The organism is Rhizobium sp. NXC24 (genome assembly GCF_002944315.1).
GTDB lineage: Bacteria > Pseudomonadota > Alphaproteobacteria > Rhizobiales > Rhizobiaceae > Rhizobium.
This window is the reverse complement of the sequence record NZ_CP024314.1, coordinates 2,095,395-2,122,161: the sequence shown is the minus strand read 5'-3', so window position 1 is coordinate 2,122,161 and position 26,767 is coordinate 2,095,395. Positions and strand designations below refer to the sequence as shown.

The 26,767-nt window shown below is 59.5% G+C and carries 23 protein-coding genes and 1 pseudogene; 8 read left to right on the top strand and 16 right to left on the bottom strand.

Translation table 11 applies throughout. The annotated features are described in order from the left end of the window. Positions 1–392: 392 nt before the first annotated feature. Entirely contained in the window at positions 393–1,964 is a 1,572-nt protein-coding gene (locus NXC24_RS33750) for an acid phosphatase (protein WP_104827593.1), read from the bottom strand. 224 nt (positions 1,965–2,188) lie between these two features. Between NXC24_RS33750 and NXC24_RS33745 the strand changes: the two genes are divergently transcribed. Continuing rightward, entirely contained in the window at positions 2,189–3,364 is a 1,176-nt protein-coding gene (locus NXC24_RS33745; protein ID WP_245464212.1) for a cytochrome c peroxidase, read from the top strand. Here NXC24_RS33745 and NXC24_RS33740 read toward each other — a convergent pair. From NXC24_RS33740 to NXC24_RS33715, 6 genes are all read right to left on the bottom strand, one after another. Further along, positions 3,346–3,594: a hypothetical protein gene (locus NXC24_RS33740; RefSeq protein WP_104827983.1), complete on the bottom strand. Its 249-nt coding sequence runs from the start codon at positions 3,592–3,594 to the stop codon at positions 3,346–3,348. The two genes, NXC24_RS33745 and NXC24_RS33740, sit on opposite strands and share 19 nt — an antisense overlap. A gap of 131 nt (positions 3,595–3,725) precedes the next feature. Beyond that, entirely contained in the window at positions 3,726–4,061 is a 336-nt protein-coding gene (locus NXC24_RS33735) for a hypothetical protein (RefSeq protein WP_104827591.1), read from the bottom strand. A 115-nt stretch (positions 4,062–4,176) separates the two neighbouring features. After that, entirely contained in the window at positions 4,177–5,226 is a 1,050-nt protein-coding gene (locus NXC24_RS33730; protein ID WP_104827590.1) for a 2-oxoglutarate and iron-dependent oxygenase domain-containing protein, read from the bottom strand. A 227-nt stretch (positions 5,227–5,453) separates the two neighbouring features. After that, positions 5,454–6,458, bottom strand: a complete 1,005-nt coding sequence (locus NXC24_RS33725; RefSeq protein WP_104827589.1) for a hypothetical protein — start codon at positions 6,456–6,458, stop codon at positions 5,454–5,456. A gap of 279 nt (positions 6,459–6,737) precedes the next feature. Next, entirely contained in the window at positions 6,738–7,661 is a 924-nt protein-coding gene (locus NXC24_RS33720) for a response regulator transcription factor (RefSeq protein WP_104827588.1), read from the bottom strand. Further along, the gene (locus NXC24_RS33715; protein ID WP_104827587.1) at positions 7,654–11,043 is read right to left on the bottom strand and encodes an ATP-binding protein; all 3,390 of its coding nucleotides are present in this window, start codon (positions 11,041–11,043) and stop codon (positions 7,654–7,656) included. The genes NXC24_RS33720 and NXC24_RS33715 overlap by 8 nt, the downstream gene beginning before the upstream one ends. A gap of 217 nt (positions 11,044–11,260) precedes the next feature. Between NXC24_RS33715 and urtA the strand changes: the two genes are divergently transcribed. The 5 genes and pseudogenes from urtA to urtE all read left to right on the top strand — a co-directional run bounded on the left by urtA (position 11,261) and on the right by urtE (position 16,949). Next, positions 11,261–12,550 (top strand): urea ABC transporter substrate-binding protein, encoded by a 1,290-nt coding sequence (gene urtA, locus NXC24_RS33710; protein ID WP_104827586.1) that lies wholly within the window; start codon positions 11,261–11,263, stop codon positions 12,548–12,550. A gap of 150 nt (positions 12,551–12,700) precedes the next feature. Continuing rightward, positions 12,701–14,326, top strand: coding sequence for an urea ABC transporter permease subunit UrtB (gene urtB / locus NXC24_RS33705; protein WP_104827585.1), 1,626 nt, complete (start codon positions 12,701–12,703; stop codon positions 14,324–14,326). After that, positions 14,323–15,387 (top strand): annotated as a pseudogene (urtC, locus tag NXC24_RS33700) (urea ABC transporter permease subunit UrtC); the annotation flags it as partial. The gene urtB and the pseudogene urtC, both read left to right, overlap by 4 nt. Positions 15,388–15,496: 109 nt before the next feature. Continuing rightward, positions 15,497–16,252, top strand: coding sequence for an urea ABC transporter ATP-binding protein UrtD (urtD, locus tag NXC24_RS33695; protein WP_104827583.1), 756 nt, complete (start codon positions 15,497–15,499; stop codon positions 16,250–16,252). A 1-nt stretch (position 16,253) separates the two neighbouring features. Continuing rightward, positions 16,254–16,949: an urea ABC transporter ATP-binding subunit UrtE gene (gene urtE, locus NXC24_RS33690; RefSeq protein WP_104827582.1), complete on the top strand. Its 696-nt coding sequence runs from the start codon at positions 16,254–16,256 to the stop codon at positions 16,947–16,949. A gap of 49 nt (positions 16,950–16,998) precedes the next feature. Here the strand turns inward: urtE and NXC24_RS33685 are convergent, their stop codons facing one another. The 7 genes from NXC24_RS33685 to NXC24_RS33655 all read right to left on the bottom strand — a co-directional run bounded on the left by NXC24_RS33685 (position 16,999) and on the right by NXC24_RS33655 (position 22,436). Continuing rightward, positions 16,999–17,826, bottom strand: a complete 828-nt coding sequence (locus NXC24_RS33685) for a shikimate dehydrogenase (RefSeq protein WP_104827982.1) — start codon at positions 17,824–17,826, stop codon at positions 16,999–17,001. Then, positions 17,819–18,898 carry a Gfo/Idh/MocA family oxidoreductase gene (locus NXC24_RS33680; RefSeq protein WP_104827581.1) on the bottom strand — a complete coding sequence of 360 codons (1,080 nt, stop codon included), beginning with the start codon at positions 18,896–18,898 and terminating at the stop codon, positions 17,819–17,821. The genes NXC24_RS33685 and NXC24_RS33680 overlap by 8 nt, the downstream gene beginning before the upstream one ends. A gap of 18 nt (positions 18,899–18,916) precedes the next feature. Beyond that, positions 18,917–19,645, bottom strand: a complete 729-nt coding sequence (locus tag NXC24_RS33675) for an amino acid ABC transporter ATP-binding protein (protein ID WP_104827981.1) — start codon at positions 19,643–19,645, stop codon at positions 18,917–18,919. A 79-nt stretch (positions 19,646–19,724) separates the two neighbouring features. Continuing rightward, on the bottom strand, positions 19,725–20,369 hold the full coding sequence (locus tag NXC24_RS33670) for an amino acid ABC transporter permease (protein ID WP_104827580.1): 645 nt from the start codon (positions 20,367–20,369) through the stop codon (positions 19,725–19,727). 7 nt (positions 20,370–20,376) lie between these two features. Further along, positions 20,377–21,045, bottom strand: coding sequence for an amino acid ABC transporter permease (locus NXC24_RS33665; RefSeq protein WP_104827579.1), 669 nt, complete (start codon positions 21,043–21,045; stop codon positions 20,377–20,379). Next, a complete protein-coding gene (gene aroQ, locus NXC24_RS33660) occupies positions 21,042–21,491 on the bottom strand; it encodes a type II 3-dehydroquinate dehydratase (RefSeq protein WP_104827578.1) in 450 nt (149 codons plus the stop codon). The genes NXC24_RS33665 and aroQ overlap by 4 nt, the downstream gene beginning before the upstream one ends. A 114-nt stretch (positions 21,492–21,605) precedes the next feature. Beyond that, on the bottom strand, positions 21,606–22,436 hold the full coding sequence (locus tag NXC24_RS33655) for a transporter substrate-binding domain-containing protein (RefSeq protein WP_104827577.1): 831 nt from the start codon (positions 22,434–22,436) through the stop codon (positions 21,606–21,608). A 232-nt stretch (positions 22,437–22,668) separates the two neighbouring features. Between NXC24_RS33655 and NXC24_RS33650 the strand changes: the two genes are divergently transcribed. After that, positions 22,669–24,558, top strand: a complete 1,890-nt coding sequence (locus NXC24_RS33650; RefSeq protein WP_104827576.1) for a sugar phosphate isomerase/epimerase and 4-hydroxyphenylpyruvate domain-containing protein — start codon at positions 22,669–22,671, stop codon at positions 24,556–24,558. 2 nt (positions 24,559–24,560) lie between these two features. Here NXC24_RS33650 and NXC24_RS33645 read toward each other — a convergent pair whose 3' ends face one another. Beyond that, on the bottom strand, positions 24,561–25,265 hold the full coding sequence (locus NXC24_RS33645; protein WP_245464128.1) for a GntR family transcriptional regulator: 705 nt from the start codon (positions 25,263–25,265) through the stop codon (positions 24,561–24,563). A gap of 2 nt (positions 25,266–25,267) precedes the next feature. Further along, on the bottom strand, positions 25,268–25,957 hold the full coding sequence (locus NXC24_RS33640; protein WP_104827575.1) for a GntR family transcriptional regulator: 690 nt from the start codon (positions 25,955–25,957) through the stop codon (positions 25,268–25,270). A gap of 265 nt (positions 25,958–26,222) precedes the next feature. On the opposite strand from NXC24_RS33640, the gene NXC24_RS36225 reads away from it, so the two are divergent. Continuing rightward, positions 26,223–26,357, top strand: a complete 135-nt coding sequence (locus NXC24_RS36225) for a hypothetical protein (RefSeq protein WP_260304406.1) — start codon at positions 26,223–26,225, stop codon at positions 26,355–26,357. Positions 26,358–26,767: the final 410 nt, after the last annotated feature.

Sequence of the window (26,767 nt, the reverse complement as noted above, 5' to 3'; positions counted from 1 at the left end):
GCAGAAGCGAAAATTGCGCGCAGCGTCATGCAATGCGTCAACGAATATTGCGCGAATATCAGAGATTTAGGTCGCGCTCAGGCTGTCATGAAGCTGTCATAAAGGTAAAAAAGTGCCTTCAATCGGAGGTAATTCGGGCGCTTTTTCGTAAAATGGATAGTCATTGCGCGGATCAGACTGGTGATAGTCAAGTCGGGAGAAAACAGCGACTGACAAAGGCTGATGTCTCGCTTAAGGGAAGCGGGCCTTACCAGTGCATGAAGCTCGTCCAATGCCTCTTCAATATACAACGTCTGAGCCACGATCTTCACCGAAGAGGTACAGACAAACGTCGCACGAAAGCCACGGGCCGTCATTTCACTGAGCGATGGGACCAAAACTGCAGCTACATCTCACTTGTTCTTGAGCATGAGTGCGCTGGTCAAATCGCCGAGTGGCTTCTGCTTATGGGCGGCGATAGCAGCGTCGCGCACGGTGATGCCGTGCAGCGTCGGGAGCTCGAAGCGGCGCGTGACGAAACGCAGGATCGAGGTCGTGTCCATGGGCGTGTGATCAACATAGCCGTGCCGCGCGTAGGGCGAGACGATAATTGCTGGAATGCGCGAACCCGGTCCCCAACGGTCGCCCTTAGGCGGTGCCACGTGATCCCACAGGCCGCCATTTTCGTCATAGGTGACAACGACCAGCATATGCGGCCATTGCGGGCTCTTTTCAAGATGCCCAATCAGATCGGCGATATGGGCGTCGCCAGCCTCAATATCGGCATAGCCAGAATGCTCATTAAGGTTGCCTTGCGGCTTATAGAAAGAGACTTGCGGCAGCGTGCCGGCATCGATCGCTTTGATGAACTCAGCGCCGGCCAAGCCGCCATCCCTCAGATGCTCGGTCCTGGCTGCGGTGCCGGGAGCGAAATTGGCATAATAGTTGAAAGGTTGGTGGTGATATTGAAGATTCGGCACTGGCTCCTTGTTGCCGTGGTCGAGCACATCCTGCCAAGCCCCGCCATACCAAGCCCAGGTCACGTGCTTGAGACTGAGCATATCGCCGATGGTTGGCTCAGTCTGTGGCGGCAATGTCGTTGGCTTGTTCGGGTCTGCCAATGCTTTGTCGCCATCCGGCGCGGGACCGTTACCGCTCGGCTGATAGGGCGGCTGCATGGTGTTGACGGCGTAGAAATCGGGCGTGAGATTGCCGTCGCCGACGAATTTCGGAATGCCGTCGATCGCCGATTTTGGCGAATTGGCGGCGGCCTTAAGCGTCACCCCGTCCGGCTCGACCACTGCGATCGAAGGCTTGGCGGTACTGGTGTCGGCGTTGGCATAATAGGGTGCACAAGCGCAAATCAGCCATTGATGGTTGAAGAAGGAGCCGCCGAAAGCGCCCATGAAGAAATTATCGGCCAGCACATATTTCTGGGCCACCTTCCACATCGCCGTCTTCGAGCCGTCCCACGAGCTCATCGCCAGCGCGCCTGAATCGGCATAGGCGACGAATTTGTCGTTGCGTCCGCCGTCGATCTGCATCTGGTTCTGATAGTAACGGTGCCAGAGGTCGCGCGTGATCGTATTCGAGGTGAGGTTGAAGCCCTTGGGATCGTCCGCGCGGAATGGCCGATTGGGGAGATGCTCGGTCTCCGCTTGGGTCACTGGTGGTGTCACGCCTTTGGCGGTGAGACCCTCCCAGATCGGCGGCAGCTCACGGAAAGGCTTGCCGTTGCGATCGCGCTGGATGCGTGCGCTTGCCGGCGCCTTCGAAACCCCGTTAGCCCCTGGGAAGCTGCCATAGAGATTGTCGAAGCTGCGATTTTCCGCGTAGATCACGACCACGGTGTCGATCAGCTTCAGATCACTGGCGGAATTCCGCGCAGGTCCCGCCTTTGCGCCAGAGGCGCCGGCGACGGCAGGGGCAAAAGCCGTCACAGAAAGACTTAACGCGCAGACGGCCGCGGCAGTGATCGATTTCATTTGAACTGATCTCCCCTGGTTCGGGTGGGCGTGCCTCACCTGACGCGGCAGCTTATCCGGGGCAGAAGCTAACGCAAGTCCTAATTGAAATGATTCTAAAACCCAGCTATCGATTTTGAGGTGGAGACCTGAGATTGCAGTGAAGGGACGCGAGCACAGCGATGCAATCCAAACCGCGTACAAGACAGTGGGTGGGGATCTGTGCTGCCGCTTCATTGTTGCTCATGATGACCTCGGTCCACACAGGCCAAGCTTTGTCGCGGGCCGATGTGCGGCTGAAAACACAGGCCTTGTATGCACTCGGCAAAACCCTCTTCTTCGATCCCTCCCTGTCAGCGTCAAGCAAAATGGCCTGCTCCTCCTGCCACGACCCAAGCCACGCCTTTGGGCCGAATAATGACCTGGCGGTGCAGCTTGGCGGTGGCGACTTGCATCAGGCCGGGCTGCGGGCGGTGCCCTCGCTCAAATATCTGCAGGTGGTGCCGCCCTTCACCGAGCATTTTTTTGAATCCGAGGACGAAGCCGACGAAAGCATCGACAACGGGCCGACGGGTGGTCTGACCTGGGACGGCCGGGTCGATCGCGGCTGGGAGCAAGCCAGGATTCCCCTGCTTTCTGATTTCGAGATGGGCAATAAAGGCGAAGCGGAGGTCGCCGGCCGCGTGCTCGCGGCGGGCTACGCCAAGGCAATCACCGATATTGCCGGCTCAAAGGCCGTCGATGATCCGGCGATCGTCTTTCGCACCTCGGTTAAGGCACTGGAAGTCTTTCAGCAGGACTATCGGACCTTCTATCCCTATTCGAGCAAATATGACGCAGTACTGGCCGGCAAGGCTCAGCTCACGCCACAGGAGGCAAGGGGGCTGGACCTGTTCAATGCAGCCGAGAAGGGCAATTGTGCTTCCTGTCATGTCAGTCAGCGCGGAAATGATGGCACGCCGCCGCAGTTCACCGATTATGGGTTGATCGCCATCGGCGTGCCCCGTAATCGCGATATTCCTGCGAACAAGGATCCGGCGTTCTACGATCTTGGCCTATGCGGTCCCTTGCGCACCGATTTCATTGGACGCGAGGATTATTGCGGGCTCTTTCGCACACCAACGCTGCGCAACGTCGCTCTTCGCAAGACCTTCTTCCACAATGGCGACGTTCATTCTTTGCGGGACGCCGTACGCTTCTACGTGGAACGTGAGACCCATCCGGAGCGCTGGTATCCCCGCAAACCCGACGGGAGCGTCGATAAATACGATGATCTGCCGGAGGCGGCAAAAGCCAACATAAACACCGACCCACCTTTCGACCGCAAGGCAGGCGACGAGCCCGCGCTTTCGCCCGCCGAAATCGACGATGTCGTATCTTTCCTCGGAACACTCACCGACGGCTACGAACCGTTGGAGTGAGGACGTGAGCGGTCGTGTTTTGCTCGATGCCGCTTGCTGGGCAGATCGAGCAGACGGGCGACGGTCTCGGCGCCTTTGCCAGAAACCGCCATCTTGCCGGTATCGCTTATTTGGAGTTCAGTTCCGTTTGAGAAGCTGAGGGACCAGCCGTCATCGGTGGCTATGCGGCGCCTGTCCGTTAGTTCGATACCGGCCGCAGAGATCAGCGCGATCGCCTTTTCGACGTCCATGATCATCACTCACGCAAGAACATCCTGAACATTTGTACTAAGGGTCCTGACGGCTCGCAAGTGTCGAGCGCCGAACCCCACGACGATCGCAGGTAAGACCTGGAAGAACGACGGAATCTGAGGCGGGATCGCTAGTGAAAGGTTCCAGGAAGAGGGCGATCGTCTGCCAGCGTTTGCATTGCGCGGATCAGGCCAAAGGCACGGTCGATAATCTCGGCGCTTGACGGATTGTCGAACATCGCGAGTTCCTCGCGCATCACCGTGAGCATCCAGTTGATCTCAAGGAGCGTCAACACGGTGTTTGAATCGGTATCGGCCGCGACGGTGTAGATAAGATCCGTAATTGTCGTCGTCAGGAAGTCGATGCAATTCAGCCGCTCGGTCACATTCAACAGTGAAAATGGGATCGATGATGTCTTGTCGTCCGTCAGCATCAGCGGTTCCTCCAGAAGAAACACAAGGCGCATCACGCCTCATGGTCCTTCATGAGACGCAGTTCGGCTTCGCGCCAACCGAGCAATGACGTTAATAGATCAAACTGCGCTCCGTCGCGAGTGAAGCTTTTGTAAGATTACGATCAGCCTATTTGCCGGCAGCAAGCTGCTCCGTCGTCAGCAAATCGGCATGCTGGGCGAGGGCGACGTCGGGATGTGAACGCAAGCGGCTCTTCAACTGATTGATACCGACCTCCCGAAAAATGGGGTTGAGCGGATCGACCGAGACGCCTCGCTCGGCAAGCTTCAAATCATCTGGAAGATCGATGACCGGAATTGTCGCGTCGGGTCGCGAGCCGAGGAAGAATGCCACCGAGAAGCGTTCGACGCCCGCCGGCGGCGCAACGACGTCATGCACATCCGCGCGCACGAAACCGTTCGTCGCCAGTTCGAGCAGTTCCCCGGTGTTGATCACGAAGGTGCCGGGAACCGGTGGAGCATCGATCCAAAGATCGTCCTCCGTGCGCACGCGCAAGCCCGGAACCGTGTCCTGAAGCAATACGGTCACGAAGCCGCCGTCCTTGTGGGCGCCGACGCCCTGGTCCGTCTCGGCAGCGTCGCGACCGGGATAGCGGATGATTTTCAAAAGTTGTGAAGGCTGCGGTTGATAGATCTCCGCAAAGACGTTTTCAGATTGGCCGAGAGCCACCGCAATCGCCTTGAGAATATCGATACCGATCCGCGTGACCTCCGCCTGGTAGGCAAGCAACAACGGTTTGAGTTCCGGCAGCGCTTCCGGCCACTGGTTTGGCCCCTGCAAACGCCGCCAGGCTGGCGTGTCCGGACCGATCTCGAAGGGGCTGCTTTCAGTGTTGATGTCGAGCTGCTCTCGCCAATCCTGTTGGCCACGAGTGCGTTCCTGCCCAGCACGGTTATAGCCGCGGAAGTGCGGCGACTTCACCATTTCGATCTTGAGCTTTTCTTCCAGCGGCAGCGCGAAAAAACGTTTCGCGGTCGCCACCACATCGCGGATCAAGTCCGGATCGACGCCGTGGTTCTGCAGGTAGAAGAAGCCATGGTCGTGGAGGACGCCGCGCAGCTCCGCAACGAAAGCCTGGCGATCCTCCGAGGTGCCGTAGAAGCGGGAGAGATCGAGTGTCGGCAGTGCGGTCTCGTTTGGTAACTGTGCGACGGTCATGGTTTATCTTCACTATCCTCAAAGGCAGGGCAGGGCGGGCAAGCCAAAACGCGGCAAACTCAGCGGCCAGCACTAACGGGGACGCTAGAGGACGCAATCAGCCGCGGCAAACAAGATCATCTTAAAGATGGAACACTGCTTGGAACGATTTTGCTGTCCGCGTGCCAAGCCTCGGCAAACGCAAACTTCATCAATGGAGAGCCGTCCTGCCCGGAACGTGCGGCTTCTCAGTTGGACACAGCTTCGCAAAGGGGAATGGGGCGCGGTGGCGGCGCTGGATGATCTTGCTTGTATTGGGCGATGATTGGCTCGAGCTTCTCCTTCGGCCAGAACTGTGGCGCGCCGATCTCGCTGAGGCATGAGGCGTTCCAGTAAGAACCGTTTTTGGCCGGCGATTGGCCAGATGCTATGGCACGCGCAACGGCACTGATGTCACGGGCCTCCGGATAGATATAAAGGGTCGTCGGGTTATCCTTGACCATCGACAGCACTTGCGCGGCATCTTCCGGCGACCAACTGGTACAGCCATCGCTGCGGCCGCCCCCATAGGTGACCAGTTTGCCGAATGGGACGTACCCCTGACGATTTGCGTAGGGGCTTTCCGGCTTTTTCTGCATGCATATCCCCGAGACGAGCGCCGCGGCGTGTCCACCGATGGCACGCTGCCTGGCGTTTGCAGTGTCGCCGATGCCATCGAACTGCACGAACGAGCGCGTCAGAACTGCATCCTGATTGGGAGAGGCACGATAATAGCCTTTGAAGGTCGTCTTGATCTCATTTGTCAGATATGCGCCACCGGCCGTCAGATTGGAATCCATTGCGTTGCCGAAGTTTTTTGCACACTCCCGCCCATTGGAAAAGTTGGCGACCCCTTGCAGATTGCGGCCACCACCATGCCCTGACGATATCACGCGGAATGACCGGGATGCTTCGCAGATCATGTAGAACCGGCCGCCTGTCGTTCCGCCGGTACGATCGTTAGGACGCGTGGCGTCCATCGCGAAATAGCATGTGTTTCTCACACGTCCCTCTGCAACCTTTTCCAGATAAAGTGCCCGAGCCCGTTCCAGCACGACTGGTGCAATCTGCCCGCTCCCTTCGCCAACATATCCCGCCAGCCAGCCTGGAATGGCCGATGCATTGCTCGAGGCAAATGCCGGGCCCGCACCGCAGAGCGATGCCACCACGGCAGCGAAGCCGAGGCGCTTGAAAATGCTAAATCTTGGGAGCATGCGGGTGTCTCCCCGAGACGTCGAGACGATCATCTGTGTGATGTCGCTCGCGGTTTCGGAATCAAAGTGGCGAAAGGTTCTAATAGCTTACCATTGTGCTTGAGCAATCGTTAACACTGCATTTCCAATTTCGTCGCTGCTGCGGTGAGCGAAACCACTTGCCGGATAGCCGCGCAACTCGGGCGAATACTGTGGACGATGGACCTGGTATTCTGGCCGGCCCACCCGGCGGTGAGCACATGGGAGCACGAGCGTTCCATCAGCTCAAAAGTTGACATTTCAATTTTCGTGAAACGCGGATGCCGCCATCACCGCTGCTGAAGAGCGATTTTCCACGCCGAGCTTAATATAGATTTGTTCCAGATGCTTGTTCACGGTTCTGGCGGAAAGACCCAGTATCTCTCCGATATCCTTGTTGGCTTTTCCTTTGGCAATCCAAAGCAACACTTCAGATTCTCGTTGCGTGAGCTTGAAACGTTGCCGCAGGATCTCGTTGTCAGGCACTTGTTTCGTAGCGGTCAATCGAAATAGGTACTCGTCGGTTCCGATCGTGCCCAAAAACGAAAGTTGCAGCGCCGCTTCTCCTTTGATTTTCACGGCGAATGTCGTGTCGTAAACAGCTCCGGCATTTTCACGTGCCACGATGAAATCGGCAATCGGTGCGGCTAGGCTGTTCAAGCCTTCATCGGTGCCGGACGCGGCATTGACAAGACGAGTTGCCTGCGGGGTCGACCAAAGAACGGAGCCATCGCGGCGAACCGCCATCAAATGTCTTCCAGCGACGTCCAGTGCCACCCGAGAACTCTGGGCGGAGCGTGCATTGCGCAGGTGTACGCGGATGCGGGCGCGCAGTTCATCGACATTGATCGGCTTGGTGAGATAGTCGACACCGCCGGATTCCAGCGCATGCACAACATGCTCGGTTTCGGTCAATCCGGTCATGAAGACGACGGGAATCTGGGCGATGCCCGCATTGGCCTTCAGCCGGCGGCAGGTCTCGAAACCATCCATCGACGGCATGACGGCATCCAGAAGGATGAGATCGGGTGTGATGCGCTCGACGATATTGAGCGCCGCCGATCCGGAGGTGGCGATCAGCACGGAGAAGCCGGATTGCTCGAGCGCATCTGTCAGGAAACCGAGAGCTTCCGGCGAATCGTCCACCAGCAAGACTATGTCGCGGGGAAGTGCGGGCTCAGTCAATCTGTTCTACCTTTTCAGTGTCGAAGGTGCGCAGCACATTCAGGAAGCCGTCAAGATCGAAAGCCTGGACATGAATGCGCATGGCGTCGGTAAAGGGTTTGTTTTCATCAAGCTTGGCGAGATCGGCAAGCTTTGCCTCGATGCCCCTGATATAGCCTATTTCGCCGAGCCGCATCAGTTCGCGTACATGCTCCAGCCCCGGGCTTATCAAGGGCGCTGGCGGCCTCAGTGCGACCGGGGCGGAGGCGTCGGCATAAATCCATTTCAAGCCGAGATGGAGCGCCAGCTTGTCGCGAAGCTGGCGGATATCGACCGGCTTGCCGATGGCATCATTATGGCTGTCGTCGCTGTCCTTGGCAGCGGCGCGGTCGCCGATATTGGCCGACAGCATCAGGATCGGCGCCATCTGGCCGTTCTCCCTCAGCCGCGAGACCAGTTGCCAGCCGTTCATGCCGGGCATGGAGATGTCGACCAGGAAAAGATCCGGTTTGATGCCCTCGATCAAGGTCAGGCAGTCCGGCCCGCCGGTGGCCGTCAGCACGATGAAATCGAGCGGCGACAACACTTCGCGCATCAGCTCGCGATGATCCTCATTGTCGTCGACGACGACGATGGTACGGCGCGGCCCTTCGTAACTGACGATCCGCTGTTCCTGCGCCGGCGGCTTCATCGGCCGGATCACCGCCGACAGCATCAGGCGCACCTTGAAAGCCGAACCCTTGTCCTTTTCGCTGGAAACGGAGATTTCGCCGCCGAGCGTATTGGTGAGCAGCCGGGTAATGGTCAGTCCAAGGCCGAGGCCCGGCATGGGGCGGACGCTGTCGGCCTCGCCACGCTGGAAGGGCTCGTAAATGCGGGTGAGATCCTTCTCGGCGATGCCGCGCCCGGTGTCGGCGATCGTGAAACTCGCGACCTGGCTGCGATAGCCGACCTCGAAGCGCACACTGCCCGCATCGGTGAACTTGATGGCGTTGGAGAGCAGGTTGACGAGAATCTGCCGCAGCCGCTTTTCGTCGGTGCGGACATAATCGGGCAGGGCGGCGGAACGTTCATGGATGAAGACAAGACCCTTGGCCTGCGCCTGCGGGCGGAACATGTCGACGATCTGGTCGAGAAAGTCCTGGATGTTGATCTCGTTGGAATAAACCTGCAGCCGGCCGGCCTCGATCTTGGAAATGTCGAGTAGCCCGTCGATCAGACCGGAGAGATGCTCCGCGCTGCGGCGGATGACCTTCAACGAGGATTGCCGGGGCGCGGGAATGGTCTCGTCATGCTCGAGGATCTGGGCATAGCCCAGTACCGCGTTGAGCGGCGTGCGCAATTCGTGGCTCAAGCCGACGACGTAGCGGCTCTTGGCGCGGTTGGCGGCTTCGGCCGCCTCCTTGGCGCTCTGCAAAGCCGCATCCGTCTTCTTGTGCGCGGCGATTTCCTTGAGCAGCAACGTATTTTGGCGCGAGGATTCCTCCTCGGCGACGACGCGGCTGTCGTGGGCGAGCACATAGAACCAGCAGACGACGCCAGCAATGACGGCAAAGACGAAGAAGACGATCAGGATGGTGCGGTCGACCACTTGCGCCGTCTCGGGCGAGGCGGAGCCGACCTGATGCGCGATCATTGCCAGGATGGCGCCCACGGCCGTCAACGCCACCGCGACTGCAATGCCGTAGCGGCCGAGACGGGTGGCGAGCTTGGCGACGACGGTCTCCGGCAACAGGGTCTTGGCGACCGTGCCGATCTGCGTGTTAAGCCGCGCCTTCGGTTTGCACATGTCGTGGCAGCGGCTGTCCAGCGAGCAACAGAGCGAGCAGATCGGCGCGGCATAGGCCGGGCACCAGGCCATGTCCTCCGGCTCGAAAGGATGTTCGCAGACCGAGCAGGTGATGGTGGCGAGGTTCTTCCAGCTTTGGCGCGGCTTGCGGGCGAGATAGAATTTTCCCTTGGTCGCCCAGGCGAGTGTGGGCGAGGCGATGAGGGCAATGACCAAGGTGATATAGGGGGCGAGCGAGGCGGCGATAGTGCCAAGCGCGCCAAAATGGGCGATGAGGGCAATCGCCGCCGAGAGCGCCATGGCCCCCAGGCCGACGGGATTGATGTCGTAGAGATGGGCGCGCTTGAACTCGATGCCGGGAGGGGCAAGACCGAGCGGCTTGTTGATGAAGAGATCGGCGGAGATCGTGCAGAGCCACGCCATGGCGATGATGGAGAAGATGCCGAGGGTTTCCTCCAGCAGCCTGTAGATCCCAAGTTCCATCAGCAGCAGGGCAATGGCAACGTTGAAGACCAACCAGATGACGCGGCCGGGATGGCTATGGGTCAGCCGCGAAAAGAAATTCGACCAGGCAAGCGAGCCGGCATAGGCATTCATCACATTGATCTTGAGCTGCGAGACCACGACAAAAGCGGCCATCAACAGCAGTGCGGCGTTGTGCCAGGGAATCATGTAGCCGAAGGCGGTGAGATACATCTGCGCCGGATCGGCGGCGCGATCGGCCGGCACGCCGGAACTTAGCGTCAGCACGACGAGGAAGGAGCCGGCCAGCAGCTTCAGCGCGCCGATGAGTACCCAGCCGGGACCGGCGAGAAAGATCACCAGATGATGCCGCCATTTGCGGCGGCCTTCCGGCGGCAGGAAGCGCAGAAAGTCGGCCTGTTCGCCGATCTGTGACATCAGCGCCAGGATGACGGCGGAAGCAGCGCCGAATTCCACCAGATCGAAGGGAGCGGCCGTTCCCGATGCCTCGGACGCGTGATGTATACCGGCGAACGCCCGCCAGAGGTCGAATTTCCCCCAATCGGAGAAGGCGATGAAGACGAAGGGCAGGATGTTGAGGACGATCCAGAACGGCTGGGTCAGGAGCTGGAACCGGCTGATCAGACGGACGCCGTGCGTCACCAGCGGGATCACCATGACGGCGCTGACGATATAGCCGACCCACAGGGGTATGCCGAGTGTCAGCTCCAGCGCCCCCGACATGATGGATGCCTCGATGGCGAACAGCATGAAGGTGAAGCCGGCATAGATCAGCGAGGTGATCGTCGAGCCGATATAGCCGAAGCTCGCGCCGCGGGTCAGGAGATCGATATCGACCCCGTGTCGGATGGCATAGCGGCTGATCGGCAGGCCGATCGCCAGCATGACGATACTAGCGACGATGATGGCATAGAAGGCGTTGGTCGTGCCGTAGGAGAGTGTTGTGGCGCCGCCGATTGCCTCCAGCGCCAGGAAGGAGATGGCGCCGATTGCCGTCTGCGAAATGCGCTGCGAGGAAAATTGCCTGGCGCTTTTGGCGGTGAAGCGCAGCGCATAGTCTTCCAACGTCTGGTTTGCCACCCAGCGGTTATATTCGCGTCTCACCGGAATGATGCGTTGCCGCGCCGCCATGCCCACCCTTCAGCAGTCTTCAAATCTAACCGACGTCGTAACACGGAATGCAGCGGCCCTTAAGTGCGTGGACTGCGGATATACTGCACATTTCGCCCCGTCTCCTACGTCATATTACGTATGTGGAATCCCCTGGCGCTGCCGGATAGTCGCGGCAGGCAACGGTTAATCTTTGTTTACGAACTGTTGCGGGCAGACAAAAAGAGGGGAACTACGCATGAAACTGAAGACTCTTGTCTCCGGCGCGCTTCTGGGCGCCATCATGTCGACGACCGCATTCCACGGAGCTTTTGCCGCCGACGACACCATTAAGGTCGGCGTTCTCCATTCGCTTTCGGGCACCATGGCGATTTCGGAAACGACGCTGAAGGATGCCATGCTGATGCTCATCGACGAGCAGAACAAGAAGGGCGGCGTTCTCGGCAAGAAGCTGGAGCCGGTCGTCGTCGATCCGGCATCCGACTGGCCGCTGTTTGCCGAAAAGGCACGCGAGTTGATCCAGAAGGACAAGGTCTCGGCCGTGTTCGGCTGCTGGACCTCGGTGTCGCGCAAGTCGGTCCTGCCGGTCTTCAAGGAACTGGATTCGATCCTGTTCTACCCCGTGCAGTTCGAGGGTGAAGAGTCCGAGCGCAACGTGTTCTACACCGGCGCAGCGCCGAACCAGCAGGCGATCCCCGCTGTCGATTATCTGATGCAGAATGAAGGCGTGCAGCGCTGGGTTCTGGAAGGCACCGACTACGTCTATCCGCGCACGACCAACAAAATCCTTGAAGCCTATCTGAAGTCCAAGGGCGTCAACGCCGAAGACATCATCATCAACTACACGCCGTTCGGCTTCTCCGACTGGCAGACGGAAGTCTCCAAGATCAAGGCCTTCGGTTCGGCCGGCAAGAAGACCGCCGTCGTCTCCACCATCAATGGCGACGCCAATGTTCCCTTCTACAAGGAGCTCGGCAACCAGGGCGTCAAGGCGGAAGACATTCCGGTCGTCGCTTTCTCCGTCGGCGAAGAGGAACTTGCCGGCGTCGACACCAAGCCGCTGGTTGGCCATCTCGCCGCCTGGAACTATTTCCAGTCCGTCGACACGCCCGCCAATGCCGAATTCATCAAGGAATGGCATGCCTATACCAAGAACGACAAGCGCGTCACCAACGACCCGATGGAAGCCGCCTATATCGGCTTCAACATGTGGGTGAAGGCCGTCGAAAAGGCCGGTACGACCGATCCGGACAAGGTGATCGACGCACTCGTCGGCGTTTCCGTTCCAAACCTTACCGGCGGCTACGCCACCATGATGCCGAACCATTACATCACCAAGCCCGTGCTGATCGGCGAAGTGCAGGAAAACGGCCAGTTCGACGTCGTTTCGCAAACCCCCGCAGTGGTCGGCAAGGAATGGTCGGATTACCTGCCTGACAGCAAGGACCTGATCTCGGATTGGCGCATGCCGATGAACTGCGGCAACTTCAACGTTTCCACCGGCAAGTGCGGCGGCAAGGGTTCCTGAGTTCCGCCCGATATCGAGGCGGCGATAAGCCGCCTCGAATAATTCCTTGACGTCGCATGATCCCGAAAACCGCTTCGCACTTTTCGGGATCATGCGCGCAGATCGTCGCGGGCAGGCTCCTCTGCCCGCGACAGCATGAGGGGACGTGCGATGTTCGACAAATTCATTTACCGCAAGGCTTTGGCGTTTGCCGCCGGCTTTTGCCTGATGCTGGTGCTGGCGGCGACCGCGCTGCGCGCCGAGGAGGATGCGCATAGCCTCATCAATGCGCTAGGTCCGGCAAACTTCCAGCAGGCCGACGAGATCGTGAAGAACCTGGCCAAGACCGGCGATCCCAAGGTAGTCCCGGCGCTGCAAGCCTTTTCGGACGGCGATCTCTATGTCCGCAAATCCGACAATCAAGTCTTCATCGCCAAATCTTTCGGTGATGGCATGGCCTTGGTCGATCCGTTGACCGGGCAGGCGGCCGGCCAGGAAGCCAAGGGCAATCTCAGCAAGATCAAGATCAACAACAATCTTCGTCGCTCGGTCCGTGCGGCGCTCGGCGGCCTGACGCTGATGAGCCCGGATCGCGGCGTCAGATTGGAGGCGGCTCAATCTGTGCTGAAATCGCCGAGCGCGGATTCGCTGGACGCGTTGGAAGCAGCGTTGCAGGGCGAAAAGGATGGCGAAATCCGCGGCGTGCTCGAGAGGGCGCGCGCGGTTGCCGTGCTAAGCTCCGATCGTTCGCCGGAGCAGAAGAAGGCAGCGATCGAGACGATCAGGAACGAAGGCGGCCGCGATGCGATCGGGGTTCTCTCCTCGGTTTCCGTGGACGACAGCCTGAGGCCCGATATCGCGGCTGCTATAGCCAGCATCCAAAGCCAATTGGCGATCTGGGATGCGGTGCAGAACGTCTGGTACGGCCTGTCGCTCGGCTCGGTGCTTCTGCTTGCCGCCATCGGGCTTGCCATCACCTTCGGCGTCATGGGCATCATCAACATGGCACATGGCGAGATGGTGATGCTGGGCGCCTATTCCACCTTCATGGTGCAGAGCGTTATCCGCAGCTCTTATCCGGAACTCTTCGACTGGTCGCTGGCGATCGCCTTGCCGGTCGCGTTCCTGGTCACCGGCGCCGTCGGCCTCGTCATCGAGCGCGGCGTCATTCGTTTCCTCTATGGCCGGCCGCTGGAAACGCTGCTCGCCACCTGGGGCATCTCGCTGATCCTGCAACAGGCGGTGCGTTCGATCTTCGGGCCGACCAATCAGGAAGTCGGCAATCCCTCCTGGATGTCTGGTTCCTTCGATCTCGGTTATCTCTCGATCACCTGGAACCGCCTCTGGATCATCGTTTTCGCGCTTGGCGCCTTCGTCGCCCTGCTGTTGCTGCTGAAGCGCTCGGCCTTCGGCTTGCAGATGCGGGCGGTGACGCAGAATCGGCGCATGGCGTCCTCCATGGGCATTCGGACGCCCTGGGTCGATGCATTCACCTTTGCCCTGGGGTCGGGCATTGCGGGGATGGCAGGCGTTGCGCTCTCGCAGATCGACAACGTCTCGCCAAACCTTGGCCAGAGCTACATCATCGACAGTTTCATGGTTGTCGTTTTCGGCGGCGTCGGCAATCTCTGGGGAACGCTGGTCGGTGCCTTCTCGCTCGGCATCCTCAACAAATTCCTCGAACCCTATGCGGGGGCGGTGCTCGGCAAGATCCTGGTTCTTGTCCTCATCATTCTTTTTATCCAGAAACGTCCGCGCGGGCTCTTCGCCCTCAAGGGAAGGGCGGTGGAAGCATGATCACGGCCTTTATCCTTCGTTCGCTCGATCGGCGTATCAGCATCGCCATCGCGATCCTGCTGGCCGTCGCGGTGCTCGTGCCGCTGTCGAACCTGGCTCTGCCGGAAAGCAGTCCGCTGCATGTGCCGACCTACCTGATGTCGCTGTTCGGCAAATATCTGACCTACGCGCTGCTCGCCTTGGCGCTCGACCTCGTCTGGGGCTATTGCGGCATTCTCTCGCTCGGTCACGGCGCCTTCTTTGCGCTCGGCGGCTACGCGATGGGCATGTATCTGATGCGGCAGATCGGCTCGCGCGGCACCTATGGCAATCCCATCCTGCCGGATTTCATGGTTTTCCTGAATTGGAAGGAATTGCCCTGGTTCTGGTACGGCTTCGATCATTTCTGGTTTGCGATGATCATGGTGCTGGCGGCCCCTGGTCTGCTCGCCTTCGTCTTCGGCTGGTTCGCCTTCCGCTCCCGCGTCAACGGGGTCTATCTGTCGATCATCACGCAGGCGATGACCTATGCGCTGCTGCTCGCCTTCTTCCGAAACGACATGGGTTTCGGTGGCAATAACGGCCTGACCGATTTCAAGGATATTCTCGGTTTCAACATCCAGGCCGACGGCACCCGCGCCGTGCTCTTTGCCGCCACCGCGTTGTTTCTGGCGCTGGCGCTGATGCTGTCATCGGCCATCGTGCGCTCGAAGTTCGGCAAGGTACTGGTCGGCGTGCGCGATGCGGAAAGCCGGACGCGCTTCTTGGGTTACCGCGTTGAGCACATGAAGCTTTTCGTCTTTGTGGTATCGGCGATGATGGCCGGCGTTGCCGGCGCACTCTATGTGCCGCAGATCGGCATCATCAACCCCGGCGAATTCGCGCCTGCCAATTCGATCGAAGTGGTCATCTGGACGGCGGTCGGCGGCCGGGCGACGCTGATCGGCCCGATTATCGGCGCCATCCTCGTCAATGGCGGCAAGACGGTTTTCACCGGTCTGTTTCCCGATTTCTGGCTCTTTGCTCTCGGTGGCCTCTTCGTCGCGGTGACGCTGTTCCTGCCCAAGGGCATCGTCGGCACGATAGCGCAGCATATCGGTAGTGGTCGCAAACCGGTGAGCCCGAAGCCTGAAGCAGACGAAGATGAAGCCGAAGCCGGCAAGACGACGATCCAGGCGGCGGAGTGAGACCATGATCCCGGACATCAAGCCCAACAGCATGCTTTATCTCAACAACGTCTCGGTCGCCTTCGACGGCTTCAAGGCGCTTAATTCCCTGTCGATCGTCATCGAGCCAGGAGAGCTTCGCGCCATCATCGGCCCGAACGGCGCCGGCAAGACGACGATGATGGACATCATCACCGGCAAGACGCGGCCCGACCAGGGCGAGGTGTTCTTCAACGGCCAGATCGATCTGACCAAGAAGGACGAGGCCGATATCGCCCAGCTCGGCATCGGCCGCAAATTCCAGAAGCCGACCGTCTTCGAAAGCCATACCGTTTGGGACAATCTCGAACTGGCGCTCAACCGCAAGCGTGGCGTTTTCTCGACGCTCTTCTACCGCTTGACGCCTGAAGACCGCGCCCGCATCCACGAAATCCTCGACACGGTGCGCCTCTCCCACCGGCGCGACGAGTTGGCCGCCAATCTTTCGCATGGGCAGAAGCAGTGGCTGGAGATCGGCATGCTGCTCGCCCAGGACCCGAAGCTGCTTTTGGTCGACGAACCTGTGGCCGGCATGACCGACGCTGAGACGGCCGAGACGGCCGTGCTGCTAAAGGAGATCGCCAAGACACGTTCGGTCGTGGTGGTCGAGCATGACATGGGCTTCATCCGCGATCTTGGCGTCAAGGTGACGTGCCTGGCGGAAGGTTCGGTGCTGGCCGAAGGCTCGATCGATTTCGTCAGCAACGATCCGAAGGTGATCGAAAATTATTTGGGGCGATGAGATGCTGACAGTCGAAAACGCAAATCTGCATTATGGCGCCGCTCAGGCGCTGCGCGGCATCTCGATCAAGGCGGAGATGGGCAAGATCACCTGTGTGCTCGGGCGCAACGGCGTCGGCAAGAGTTCGCTGCTGCGCGCCGTCACAGGGCAACACTCCTTGAGCGGGGGCACGATTAATTTCAATGACATTACGCTGAACGGTATGGCCCCTTTCGCTCGCGCCAAGCTCGGTATCGGCTATGTGCCGCAGGGGCGGGAAATCTTTCCGCTACTGACGGTCAAGGAAAATCTGGAAACAGGTTATGCGCCGATCGCCCGCAAGGACCGCTTCGTTCCTGAAGAGATTTTTACGCTCTTTCCGGTGTTAAAATCGATGCTTTCCAGGCGCGGCGGCGATCTCTCCGGCGGCCAGCAACAGCAGCTAGCGATCGGCCGAGCGTTGGTGACGCGGCCTAAGATCCTCGTCCTTGACGAGCCGACGGAAGGAATCCAGCCCTCAATCATCAAGGATATTGGCCGAGCGATCAAATATCTGCGCGACTCGACCGGGATGGCAATTCTGCTAGTCGAGCAATATCTTGATTTCTGTCGGGAGCTTGCGGATTACGTTTATATCATGAACCGTGGCGAAATTGTCCACGAGGGGCAGGCGGAAACGCTTGAGACGCCGGAAGCCCGACGCCATCTGACCGTTTGACGAGCTGGAAGGAGCAACACGCTCCCAATTGGCATCATCGTCATGGCTCTCAAAGCCGAGCAATTCGTCTCAGTTCGTCTGCCGTCGTTGTAGGAAAGCCGAAGAATTCAAGATAGGCCGGTATCTGCTCAAACAACATGTCCGTCCCGACCTGATACCGGCATCCTTTCTCGCGTGCCGCGGCCAGAAACGGCGTGATCTCCTCCTTCATCACCACTTCGCCGACGAATGTGGAGGGGGCTAGCCGCGTCACATCCAGCGGCAGAGGGTCGTCCTTGCGCATCCCCAGCGGTGTGGCGTTGATGACGATATCGAAGCCATCAGGTTTGTTTGAGCCTGTCGTGACTTGGGTTGCCGGGTAGTAGGTGTTGAGGCGGGTTTTCAGGCCATCAAGGGACTCCTTGTTGTCGTCGTGGAGGGCGAGGTGGGCGAGGTCGGCGCTGGCGAGCGACGCCGCGATGGCAGAACCGACGCCGCCGGCGCCGATAATGAGGGCTTTGGCGCCTGATATCGTCTGGCCCTTGCGTTTTAGCCCGCGCACGAAGCCCTCGCCATCGAACATGTCGCCGATCAGTTTGCCGTTGGAGCCGAGTTTCACGGCGTTGCAGGAGCCGGCCACGCGGGCGTTGGTGGAGATTTCGTCCAGGAGCGCCATGGTAGCAATCTTATGGGGCATGGTGATGAGGGCGCCTTGGACGTTTGACAGGCGGAAGATCAGCTTCAGGAAATCGGGGTAATCCGCCGGCTTGCAGCCCATGGGCACGACGACGGCGTCGATGCCCTGTTCCTCGAAAAAGGGATTATAGATCAGCGGCGCCTTGAAGCTTTCCGTCGGGTAGCCGAGATGAGCGATCAGCCGCGTGGTTCCGCTAATCATGGGCATGACTTCTCGTTTGACCAGGGAACACAGTCTTTCCGGAGCGGGCGGATTGCTTGATAGCCTCGACGACGCGCAGTGTCGCAAGCCCCTCATGGCCGCTGACGAGCGGCGTGGCGCTGTCTTCAATGATATCGCAGAAATGCTGGAGCTGCAGGGTCAGGGGGTCGGCCGGCATCACGGCAAGACGCTCTTCGCCAAGCGGCTCGCGCCAGTCGGGACGCAGCGCGTTGCGCCAGAGTGCAAGCTGCGGGATCGAAAGCGAGGCCTCCGTGCCGCCGATTTGGTAGCAGAACTGGTCCTGCTGCGGAAAGCCGGAGTTTTCGCCCGCCGTCATCTCCCAGCTCCAGGGTGAGACGACGGCATCGGAGGCGGTAAGTGTTGCGAGAACGCCGCTCTCAAAACGCAGGAGCACGACGACGGTGTCTTCCACCGAATGACCCCTTGCGGCATTGGATTCCACCGCATGCACGCTTTCCACTTCGCCGAAGAGATAGCGGAAGAGATCGACGTCATGGATGAGGTTGATGAAGGTCGGCCCGGCGCCTAGCTCTCGGCGCCATTTCACATTGAAGTAATCGTCGGGTTTGGCGACCCAGAAGCTGCCGTGAACAGCGCGGATCTGCCCGAGTCGGCCACTGTCGATGATGCGTTTGGCTTGCCTAATCAAAGGGTTATGACGGCGGTGATGGCCGACGAGAATGGGTACGCCGGCCCGCTCGGCGAGGCTGACGAGGCCGGCGGCCGCCTCGCTATCGTCAGCGATTGGCTTTTCGATGAGAACAGGAATGCCCGAGGTAATCACCTCAGTGGCGTTTGCGACGTGAAGTTGGTTCGGCGTTGCGACGATGACGCCATCGGGGCGACGCCCTTTTTCCAGCGCTTCGGCAAGGCTTGCAAACCAGGTGATGCCGTTGGTCCGCGCCTCGTCACGGGCGGCGGGCGAGGGGTCGATGACGGCGGCGAGTGCCGTGCGCGGCTCTGACAACACGCCCTCGATATGGCGCCGGCCAATCAGCCCGGCGCCAACTACGGCAATTTCGAGCGGGCGTGTGCACGACGAATCTAGCATGAAAGCTTCCTTTCGACCCTAGTTGCGCAGGATTTCGCCGAGGAATTTGCGGGTGCGCTCATGGTGGGGATTGGTGAAGAATTCGGCGGGGGAGGCCTCCTCGACGATCGCGCCGCTCGCCATGAAGATCACCCGGTTGGCAACCTGGCGGGCAAAGCCCATTTCATGCGTCACGCAAATCATCGTCATGCCTTCTTCGGCGAGGCTGATCATCGTATCGAGCACTTCCTTGACCATCTCGGGATCGAGTGCCGAGGTCGGCTCGTCGAAGAGCATCACCTTGGGCCGCATGCAGAGCGCGCGCGCAATTGCCACGCGCTGCTGCTGTCCGCCTGACAGCTGCATGGGATATTTGGCTGCCTGTTCGGAGATTTTGACGCGGGCCAGCAGGCTGCGCGCCCGCTCTTCCGCCTCAGACTTCGAAACGCCAAGCGCGCGCATCGGCGCCAGCATGCAGTTTTGCAGAACCGTCAGATGCGGGAAGAGGTTGAACTGCTGGAAGACCATGCCGACCTCGCGCCTGATCGCATCGATCGCCTTCGCCTGATTGCCGAGCAGGATGCCGCCGACATGGATCTCGCCCTTCTCATAGGTCTCGAGATGGTTGATGCAGCGGATCAGGGTCGATTTTCCACTGCCGGAGGGGCCGCAGAGCACGATGCGCTCGCTCCTGCGCACCTCGATGTTGATATCGTGGAGAGCCTGGAAGGCGCCGTACCATTTTTCCACATGGCGCATGGTGATCATGGTTTCGCCGGTGATTGTGTTCGGGACGGGGGCTGTTGCTGTCGTCATGGTCTGGTTTCCATCGATCTCTGTGGCCGTGTCATCGCGCGTGGGCGGCGTTGAAGCGCCGCTCCAGGCGCGCGCCGAGGATCGTCAGCGGACAGCACATCAGGAAATAAAGGGCGCCGACGATGCCGAAGACGGTCAGCGGCTGGAAGATCTGGTTGGAGATGATGTTGCCGGCGCGCGTCAGTTCCGTGAAGCCGACGATGGAGGCGAGCGACGTGCCCTTGATGAGCTGCACCAGGAAGCCGATCGTCGCCGGCAGCGAGATGCGGATTGCCTGCGGCAGAATCACATCCTTCATGCGCGAGACATATTTCAGGCTGAGCGCCTTTGCCGCTTCCGTCTGGCCGCGCGGCACGGCCGCGATCGAGCCGCGCCAGATCTCACCGAGATAGGCACTGGCATGCAGCGTCAGGCCGATTGCCACCGCTTCCCAGGCATCGAGCTTGAGGCCGATGAGCGCCAGCCCGTAATAGGTGACGAAGAGTTGCATCAGGAGCGGAGTGCCCTGAAAGACAGCAATGTAGGTCGCCGTCGCCCGCTCCAAAAGCGGTATGCCCGAGGTGCGCGCCAGTGCCACGCCGAGGCCCGCGATGCAGCCGCAGACGAAGCCGACGGCCGAGAGAAGCACGGTCCATTTCAGGCCGATCAGAAGGAAGATGAATTCTTCGCTGCCCATGGTGCCCTCAATTGACCGGATAGGTGAAATAGCGGGCTGAGAAAAGCGCAAAGAGGCGCATCATCAGCCAGGAAATGACGAGGTAGAAGACCGTGATGGTGAAATAGACCTCGAAGCTGCGGAAGCTGTCGGATTCGATGCGCTGTGCCACCGAAGTGAGCTCATAAGCCGAGATCGCCGAGACGATGCTGGTCGATAGCGTCAGGAGCACGAACTGACTGGTCAGCGAGGGGTAGATCGCCCTCAGCGCCGGCTTCAGGATGACCAGTCGGAAGACCTGGACCTTGTGCAGGCCGAGCGCCAGGCCCGCTTCCATCTGCCCCTTGGGAATGGATTGCACGCCGCCTCTGATGATCTCGATTGCATAGGCGCCGCCATTGATGCCGAGCGCGATGATCGCCGTCGGCGTCGGGTCGAGGCGGATGCCGATCAGCGGCAGGGCGAAAAACAGGAAGAAGATCTGCACCAGGAAGGGCGTGTTGCGGATAAGCTCCACGAAGCCGATCACCAGCCAGCGCACCGGTTTGATCGGCGAATCCCTCAGCGCCACGCCGCCGATACCGATGATGACGGCGAGAATCATGCCGCAGATGGCAAGCAGGAATGTGCCGAGACAGCCGAGCAGCAGGCTCGGCAGGCCATCGATGACGGGCGTGAAATCCAGGTGATAGTTCATGTTTTCGCTGCCCCCACCATGCCGGCCATCGCCTCTATGGCAAGCTCGTAACCACGGGCGCCAAAGCCGATCATGATGGCGGTGGCGATGCGCGAGACGAGGGATTTATGGTAGATCTCCTCCCGGGCATGGACATTGGAAATATGCAGCTCGATCTTCGGCGGCTCGAAGGTTTTCAGCGCATCGAGCAGCGCGATCGAGGTGAACGTATAGGCAGCGGGATTGATGATGATGCCGCAGGCCTCTTTCCGGGCCTGATGCACGCTTTCTACCAGCTCGCCTTCGAAATTCGTTTGGCGGAAATCGATCGTAAAGCCGAGGCTGTCGGCTTTGGCGAGACACATCTGCTTGATGTCTGCGAGTGTCGTCGAGCCATAGATATGCGGCTCGCGCTCGCCCAGCAGGTTGAGGTTCGGTCCGTTGAGGACGAAGATGGTTCTGGTCATATGCACCTCACCCCGGGATAGGCTAGTTTCTTGGTCTTGGTCTTGGGCAAAAAGGTGGTGTGGACGGGCATAGCAATGCCCGCCTTGTTGCTTGGATTGCCAGGAGCGTGTTGCTCAGTTCGCCGCGAACGGAATACCGTCGAGGCTTTTCGGGAATTCCGGAACCGGCACCTTCATCCACTTGTCGTAGATCTTCTTCAATTCGCCATCGGCCTTGATCTTGTCGATGAATGTATTGAGCGCGGCGTTGATTTCCTTTTCGCCCAGACGCGTGCAGGCACCGTTATAGAGCTTCTGGAACTCCAGCTTGTTTTCGAATTCGCCAGGGCGGGCCTTTTCCACCCGGTCCATGTAGAAGATGTTGCCGCCGAGGGCATCGACTTGGCCGGAAACAAGTGCCTGGACGCTGGCCGCATCGCCGTCAAAGCGGCGGATGGTAGCGGAAGTCGGCGCATTCTTGGTGACCTGCGTGTCCTGCGCCGCACCCTTGGCAACGGATATGGTCAGGTTCGCCATGTCTTCGTTGGTCTTGATCGACTTGTTCTTCGGGCCGATCAGAACGATGGCATTGGCATTGTAAGGCTGGCTGAACTGGACGGCCTTGGCGCGGTCCGGCAGCATGGCCATGGTCGCAAACAGCACATCGACGCGGCCGCTTGTCAGCGCCGGGATGCGGTTATTGACTTCGAGCGGAACGAATTCGACTTCAACGCCGAGTTCCTTGGCGAAGAGCGCACCCATATCGGCATCAAACCCATCCTGCTTTCCGGCGCTGGTGACGAAGCCCCATGGCGGGTTATCGCCCTGGATGCCGACGATCAGCTTGCCACGGGCCTTGATTTCTTCGGGCGTGACGGCGGCAGCGGGGTTTGCAAGCCCGATGGCGGCCACGAGAGCGGCGGCGCCCAGCATGGCGCCACGCCGCGTCAGCAAAGACTTCAGCATAAAATCCTCCCTCTTAGACGGTCGTAGAAAGCGACCTCACAGTCATCCTCTCCCGACTGTTCCCAATAATGTTTGCCAGAGAAGAACTCATAAATCAACATAGTTTTTTAAAATCATATGAGACTTTTGATTTGGTCAATTGAATTGAAATCCTCACGACATTCACCATAATGCCCATCATAAGGGTCGATGATTTTGTCCGTTGCGGCCCAACGAGGAGGATTTGAGAGCCATGAAGACCTCGATTGCGACTGTCACGATCTCAGGCGAGTTGCCGGAAAAACTAGAAGCGATTGCACGCGCCGGCTTCGACGGCGTGGAGATTTTCGAAAATGATTTCCTGGCCTTTGACGGCAGTCCCGCCGATGTCGGCAGGATGGCGCGGGATCTCGGCCTGACGATTACGCTCTTTCAGCCCTTCCGCGATTTCGAGGGCATGCCGGATACCTTGCGCGGGCGCACGTTCGACCGTGCCGAGCGCAAGTTCGACATCATGCAGGAGCTCGGCACCGACATGGTGCTCGTCTGTTCCAATGTCTCGCAGGCAGCCCTTGGCGGCATCGACCGGGCCGCCGCCGACTTTCATGAGCTGGGAGAGCGGGCGGCAAAACGTGGGCTGAAAGTGGGCTACGAGGCGCTCGCCTGGGGGCGCTTTGTCAACGACCACCGCGATGCCTGGGAGATCGTGCGCCGCGCCAACCACCAGAATGTCGGGCTGATTCTCGACAGTTTCCACTCGCTGTCGCGCAGGATCGACATCAACTCCATCCGCTCGATCCCCAAGGAAAAGATCTTCATCGTGCAGCTTGCCGATGCACCGCTGATCGATATGGAACTGCTCTACTGGAGCAGGCATTTCCGCAACATGCCGGGCGAGGGTGATCTTCCCGTTACCGAATTCACCGAGGCGGTGGCCTCCACCGGCTATGACGGCTTCTTCTCGCTGGAGATCTTCAACGACCAGTTCCGCGGCGGCTCGACGCGGGCGATCGCCGCCGATGGCCATCGCTCACTGATCTACCTGGCCGACCAAATCCGCCGGAAGGTGGAGACGCCTGTCGGCATCGAGATGCCTGCGCGTGCGGCTGTCAAAGGCATCGGCTTCATCGAGTTTGCGACCGATGACGAGGAGGCCGTGGAGCTCGTCGGCATCCTCGAGGCGCTCGGCTTCCGCAAGGTGGCGGTGCATCGTTCCAAGAAGGTGACGCTCTTCCAGCAGGGCGAGATCCGTATCCTCGTCAATGTCGATCCCGCCGGATTTGCCAATGCCGCCTATGCCGTTCATGGCACGTTTGCCTACGCGATGGCGCTTATCGTCGATGATGCCGGGCAGGCCGATGCCCGCGCCTTGGCGCTCGATGCCGAACCCTTCGCCCAGGCCGTCGCAGAGGGCGAGCTGCAACTGCCGGCGATCCGCGGTGTCGGCGGTGGACTTATCTATCTCATCGATGAGAAGAGCCCGCTCGGGCGATTCTCGGAGATCGATTTTGAATCTGTGAATGAAGAAGGGACCACCACGGACGCCGGCCTGCGGCAGATCGATCATATCGCCCAGACCGTCGCCTATGACGAGATGCTGACCTGGCTGCTCTTCTACACCTCGATTTTCGAGACCCGCAAAACCCCCATGGTCGATATCATCGATCCCTCCGGCGTGGTGCGCAGCCAGGCAATCGAAAACCAGTCGGGCAGCTTGCGCATAACCATGAACGGCGCTGAAAACCGCCGCACACTCGCCGGCCACTTCATTGCCGAAAAATTCGGCTCCGGGATCCAGCATCTGGCTTTCTCGACGGATGATATCTTTTCAACCGCCGAACGCCTGCGCGCCAATGGCTTTAAGCCCCTGCCGATCTCGCCCAATTACTACGACGACGTCGAAGCCCGCTTCGGGCTGGAGCCGGAGCTCACCGAACGGCTAAAGGAAGAAAACATTCTCTATGACCGCGATGATGAGGGGGAGTATTTCCAGCTCTACAGCGGCACTTATGGCGAGGGATTCTTCTTCGAGGTCGTGCAGCGCCGTGCCTATCGCGGTTATGGGGCACCGAATGCGATTTTCAGGATTGCGGCGCTGAAGAAGCAGATGCGGCCCGAGGGGGTTCCGAAGGATGCGATGTGACCTCAGCCGATCCGGCCGCTGGTCAGCACGTGCTCTACACCACTCTGGATATGCCTGCGAATGACCGCTCTTGCGCCCTCGACATCACGCTTCAGTGCAAGCTCGAATAGCAGTTTGTGATCGTCGACCACCGCCTTGCCGCGAAAGCTCTGCGCCAGCATGTGATACCGCTGGAAGCGGTCGAAGACGGACGAAAGTGTGGCCATCAATGTTGCCGAATTGCAGGCCGAGACGATCGCCTGATGGAATTCCCAGTCGTAGCGCACCCAGTCGATGGTGCGCGAAGCGTCACCCGCCAGCAGCTTGCGTTCGGCCGCCGCGAGCTTGTGATGGGCGGCGACGATGCGACCTTCCCATTCCAATGTGCCGGACGCGAAGGATAGCCCGATCGCATGTGTCTCGAGCACGGTGCGGAGATCGGCAAGCTCCTCCAGCTCTTTGCGCGACGCCTGGCTCACCTCGAAGCCACGCTGGCCCTCGGCAAGTACGAGATTCTCCATGGCAAGGCGGCTGAGAATCTCGCGCAATGAGGAGACGCTGATCGAATAATGCTCCTTGGCTTGTTCCAGCTTGATCTTGGTCCCAGGCGCCAACGCCCCGGAAATGATGTCCTGCCGGATCTGCCGGAAGACAACATCGCTGATGGTCTCCCAGGCTTCGGCCGTGGCCTTGAGCATCGGTTTGTCTATGTTGCGCGGCGCAGCCATTGTTATTTCGTCAGTCTGGCAGATGAGGAGAGCAGGCCCTTGCCGAGCGCATGCTCGACGCCCGCTTGGATATGGCGCTGAAGGATCGTCTTGGCCGTCTTGCTGTCGCGCCTGAGTGCTGCGTCCAATAGCTGTTTGTGCTCCTCTTCGGCAACGCCGCCGCGATAGGAGAGCGCAACCATCTGATAGCGCAGATATTTGTCGAAGACGGAGGAATGCGTTTCCATCAACAGTCGCGAGCCGCAAGCGGCTATCAGCGCCTGGTGGAATTCCCAGTCATAACGTTTCCAGTCTTCGGCTCGGGCCGTATCGCCAGAGGCCATCATCGCTTCCATGCGTGCCAGCTTGTAGTGCGCTGACACGAGCTGCGCCTCCCATTCCACATCGCCCTGTTCGAAGGATTGCTCCAGCGCATGTTCCTCGAGCAAAAGCCGAAGTGCGGCAATCTCCCTGAGATCGGCAACGGAGACCCCCGCCACCTCGAAGCCCCGCTGACCCTCCGCGACGACGAGGCCCTCCGAGGTCAACCGGTTGAGGATTTCGCGGAGCGTGCTGACGCTGGTCCCATAAGCACCTCTGAGATTTTCTAGTTTCAGCTTCTGCCCCGGCGAAAGCCGTCCGAAGATGATATCGGCACGAATCTGCCTGTAACTGCTCTCGGCGACGGTTTCCTCGATATCTTCTTGCCGCATGAGTCTCTCCGAGATTTTAGAGTTCGTCCTATATAAGGAGAAGACTATGGCGAATTCAATCGCAAAAAGATTGCGGCGAGGGGTCGGCCGGCCGCTCTCGATCCATAGTGCGGGCCGGGCAGATCGGCCGGAAGCGGCCCCCAACACGAAAAAAGCCGGCATGGAAGCAGTTGCGGAATGGTTCCAGCAGGTTTACTTTAGATTTCACTAATGGCGCAACGTGGGGTATGTGTTGGCTTGGACTAGCATGCTCTCCTAAGATGTGATGACGATCGAGGTTTTCAAACCGCTTCCTGACATCGGCGTCAGACAGGCGGCCAAGCTCAAGTTCGATCATCACGAAGGCGGCGTTCCAGTCATTAACGCTGAAGAGCAGGGCTCGTCAGTGAGGGCGATCTGATCCGAAGGTGGAATTTTTTCAATCGAGCGTTGGGTTAACGGCCAGCATGGCACTTGGCTCCGACGATACAGGCGACGCCTTCATCTCATCCTCTGTAGCGCCCCGCTTACGCTTGGTAACTTGCAGAAATATCTCTGAAATCAAACGGGATGGGGGCAATCGAAATGGCATGGGTGATCGAGGCGATTGTCGTTCGGCAGTTCCCTGCCCATTCGCCAGGGAAGATCCAATTCCTTAAGCCGGCTAAGAGTCGTGGGAAATGAGGTGACGGGTATGCTCTAACGGCATGTACGCGGCGAACAATGATTGGCCGCTAAGCTGACACCGGCCGCTATTCCACGGAGAGGCTGGAGAGCATCAACGACATTTTCCACGTATGGGAAGCGGCGAGATCGATGATCGTAGAGTAG

Excerpts from the sequence above, each read along its gene's own strand:
- NXC24_RS33750 (WP_104827593.1), bottom strand. The coding sequence starts at position 1,964 with ATGAAATCGATCACTGCCGCGGCCGTCTGCGCGTTAAGTCTTTCTGTG.
- NXC24_RS33745 (WP_245464212.1), top strand. The coding sequence starts at position 2,189 with ATGATGACCTCGGTCCACACAGGCCAAGCTTTGTCGCGGGCCGATGTG.
- NXC24_RS33740 (WP_104827983.1), bottom strand. The coding sequence starts at position 3,594 with ATGGACGTCGAAAAGGCGATCGCGCTGATCTCTGCGGCCGGTATCGAA.
- NXC24_RS33735 (WP_104827591.1), bottom strand. The coding sequence starts at position 4,061 with ATGCGCCTTGTGTTTCTTCTGGAGGAACCGCTGATGCTGACGGACGAC.
- NXC24_RS33730 (WP_104827590.1), bottom strand. The coding sequence starts at position 5,226 with ATGACCGTCGCACAGTTACCAAACGAGACCGCACTGCCGACACTCGAT.
- NXC24_RS33725 (WP_104827589.1), bottom strand. The coding sequence starts at position 6,458 with ATGCTCCCAAGATTTAGCATTTTCAAGCGCCTCGGCTTCGCTGCCGTG.
- NXC24_RS33715 (WP_104827587.1), bottom strand. The coding sequence starts at position 11,043 with ATGGCGGCGCGGCAACGCATCATTCCGGTGAGACGCGAATATAACCGC.
- urtA (WP_104827586.1), top strand. The coding sequence starts at position 11,261 with ATGAAACTGAAGACTCTTGTCTCCGGCGCGCTTCTGGGCGCCATCATG.
- urtB (WP_104827585.1), top strand. The coding sequence starts at position 12,701 with ATGTTCGACAAATTCATTTACCGCAAGGCTTTGGCGTTTGCCGCCGGC.
- urtD (WP_104827583.1), top strand. The coding sequence starts at position 15,497 with ATGATCCCGGACATCAAGCCCAACAGCATGCTTTATCTCAACAACGTC.
- urtE (WP_104827582.1), top strand. The coding sequence starts at position 16,254 with ATGCTGACAGTCGAAAACGCAAATCTGCATTATGGCGCCGCTCAGGCG.
- NXC24_RS33685 (WP_104827982.1), bottom strand. The coding sequence starts at position 17,826 with ATGATTAGCGGAACCACGCGGCTGATCGCTCATCTCGGCTACCCGACG.
- NXC24_RS33680 (WP_104827581.1), bottom strand. The coding sequence starts at position 18,898 with ATGCTAGATTCGTCGTGCACACGCCCGCTCGAAATTGCCGTAGTTGGC.
- NXC24_RS33675 (WP_104827981.1), bottom strand. The coding sequence starts at position 19,645 with ATGATCACCATGCGCCATGTGGAAAAATGGTACGGCGCCTTCCAGGCT.
- NXC24_RS33670 (WP_104827580.1), bottom strand. The coding sequence starts at position 20,369 with ATGGGCAGCGAAGAATTCATCTTCCTTCTGATCGGCCTGAAATGGACC.
- NXC24_RS33665 (WP_104827579.1), bottom strand. The coding sequence starts at position 21,045 with ATGAACTATCACCTGGATTTCACGCCCGTCATCGATGGCCTGCCGAGC.
- aroQ (WP_104827578.1), bottom strand. The coding sequence starts at position 21,491 with ATGACCAGAACCATCTTCGTCCTCAACGGACCGAACCTCAACCTGCTG.
- NXC24_RS33655 (WP_104827577.1), bottom strand. The coding sequence starts at position 22,436 with ATGCTGAAGTCTTTGCTGACGCGGCGTGGCGCCATGCTGGGCGCCGCC.
- NXC24_RS33650 (WP_104827576.1), top strand. The coding sequence starts at position 22,669 with ATGAAGACCTCGATTGCGACTGTCACGATCTCAGGCGAGTTGCCGGAA.
- NXC24_RS33645 (WP_245464128.1), bottom strand. The coding sequence starts at position 25,265 with ATGGCTGCGCCGCGCAACATAGACAAACCGATGCTCAAGGCCACGGCC.
- NXC24_RS33640 (WP_104827575.1), bottom strand. The coding sequence starts at position 25,957 with ATGCGGCAAGAAGATATCGAGGAAACCGTCGCCGAGAGCAGTTACAGG.
- NXC24_RS36225 (WP_260304406.1), top strand. The coding sequence starts at position 26,223 with ATGACGATCGAGGTTTTCAAACCGCTTCCTGACATCGGCGTCAGACAG.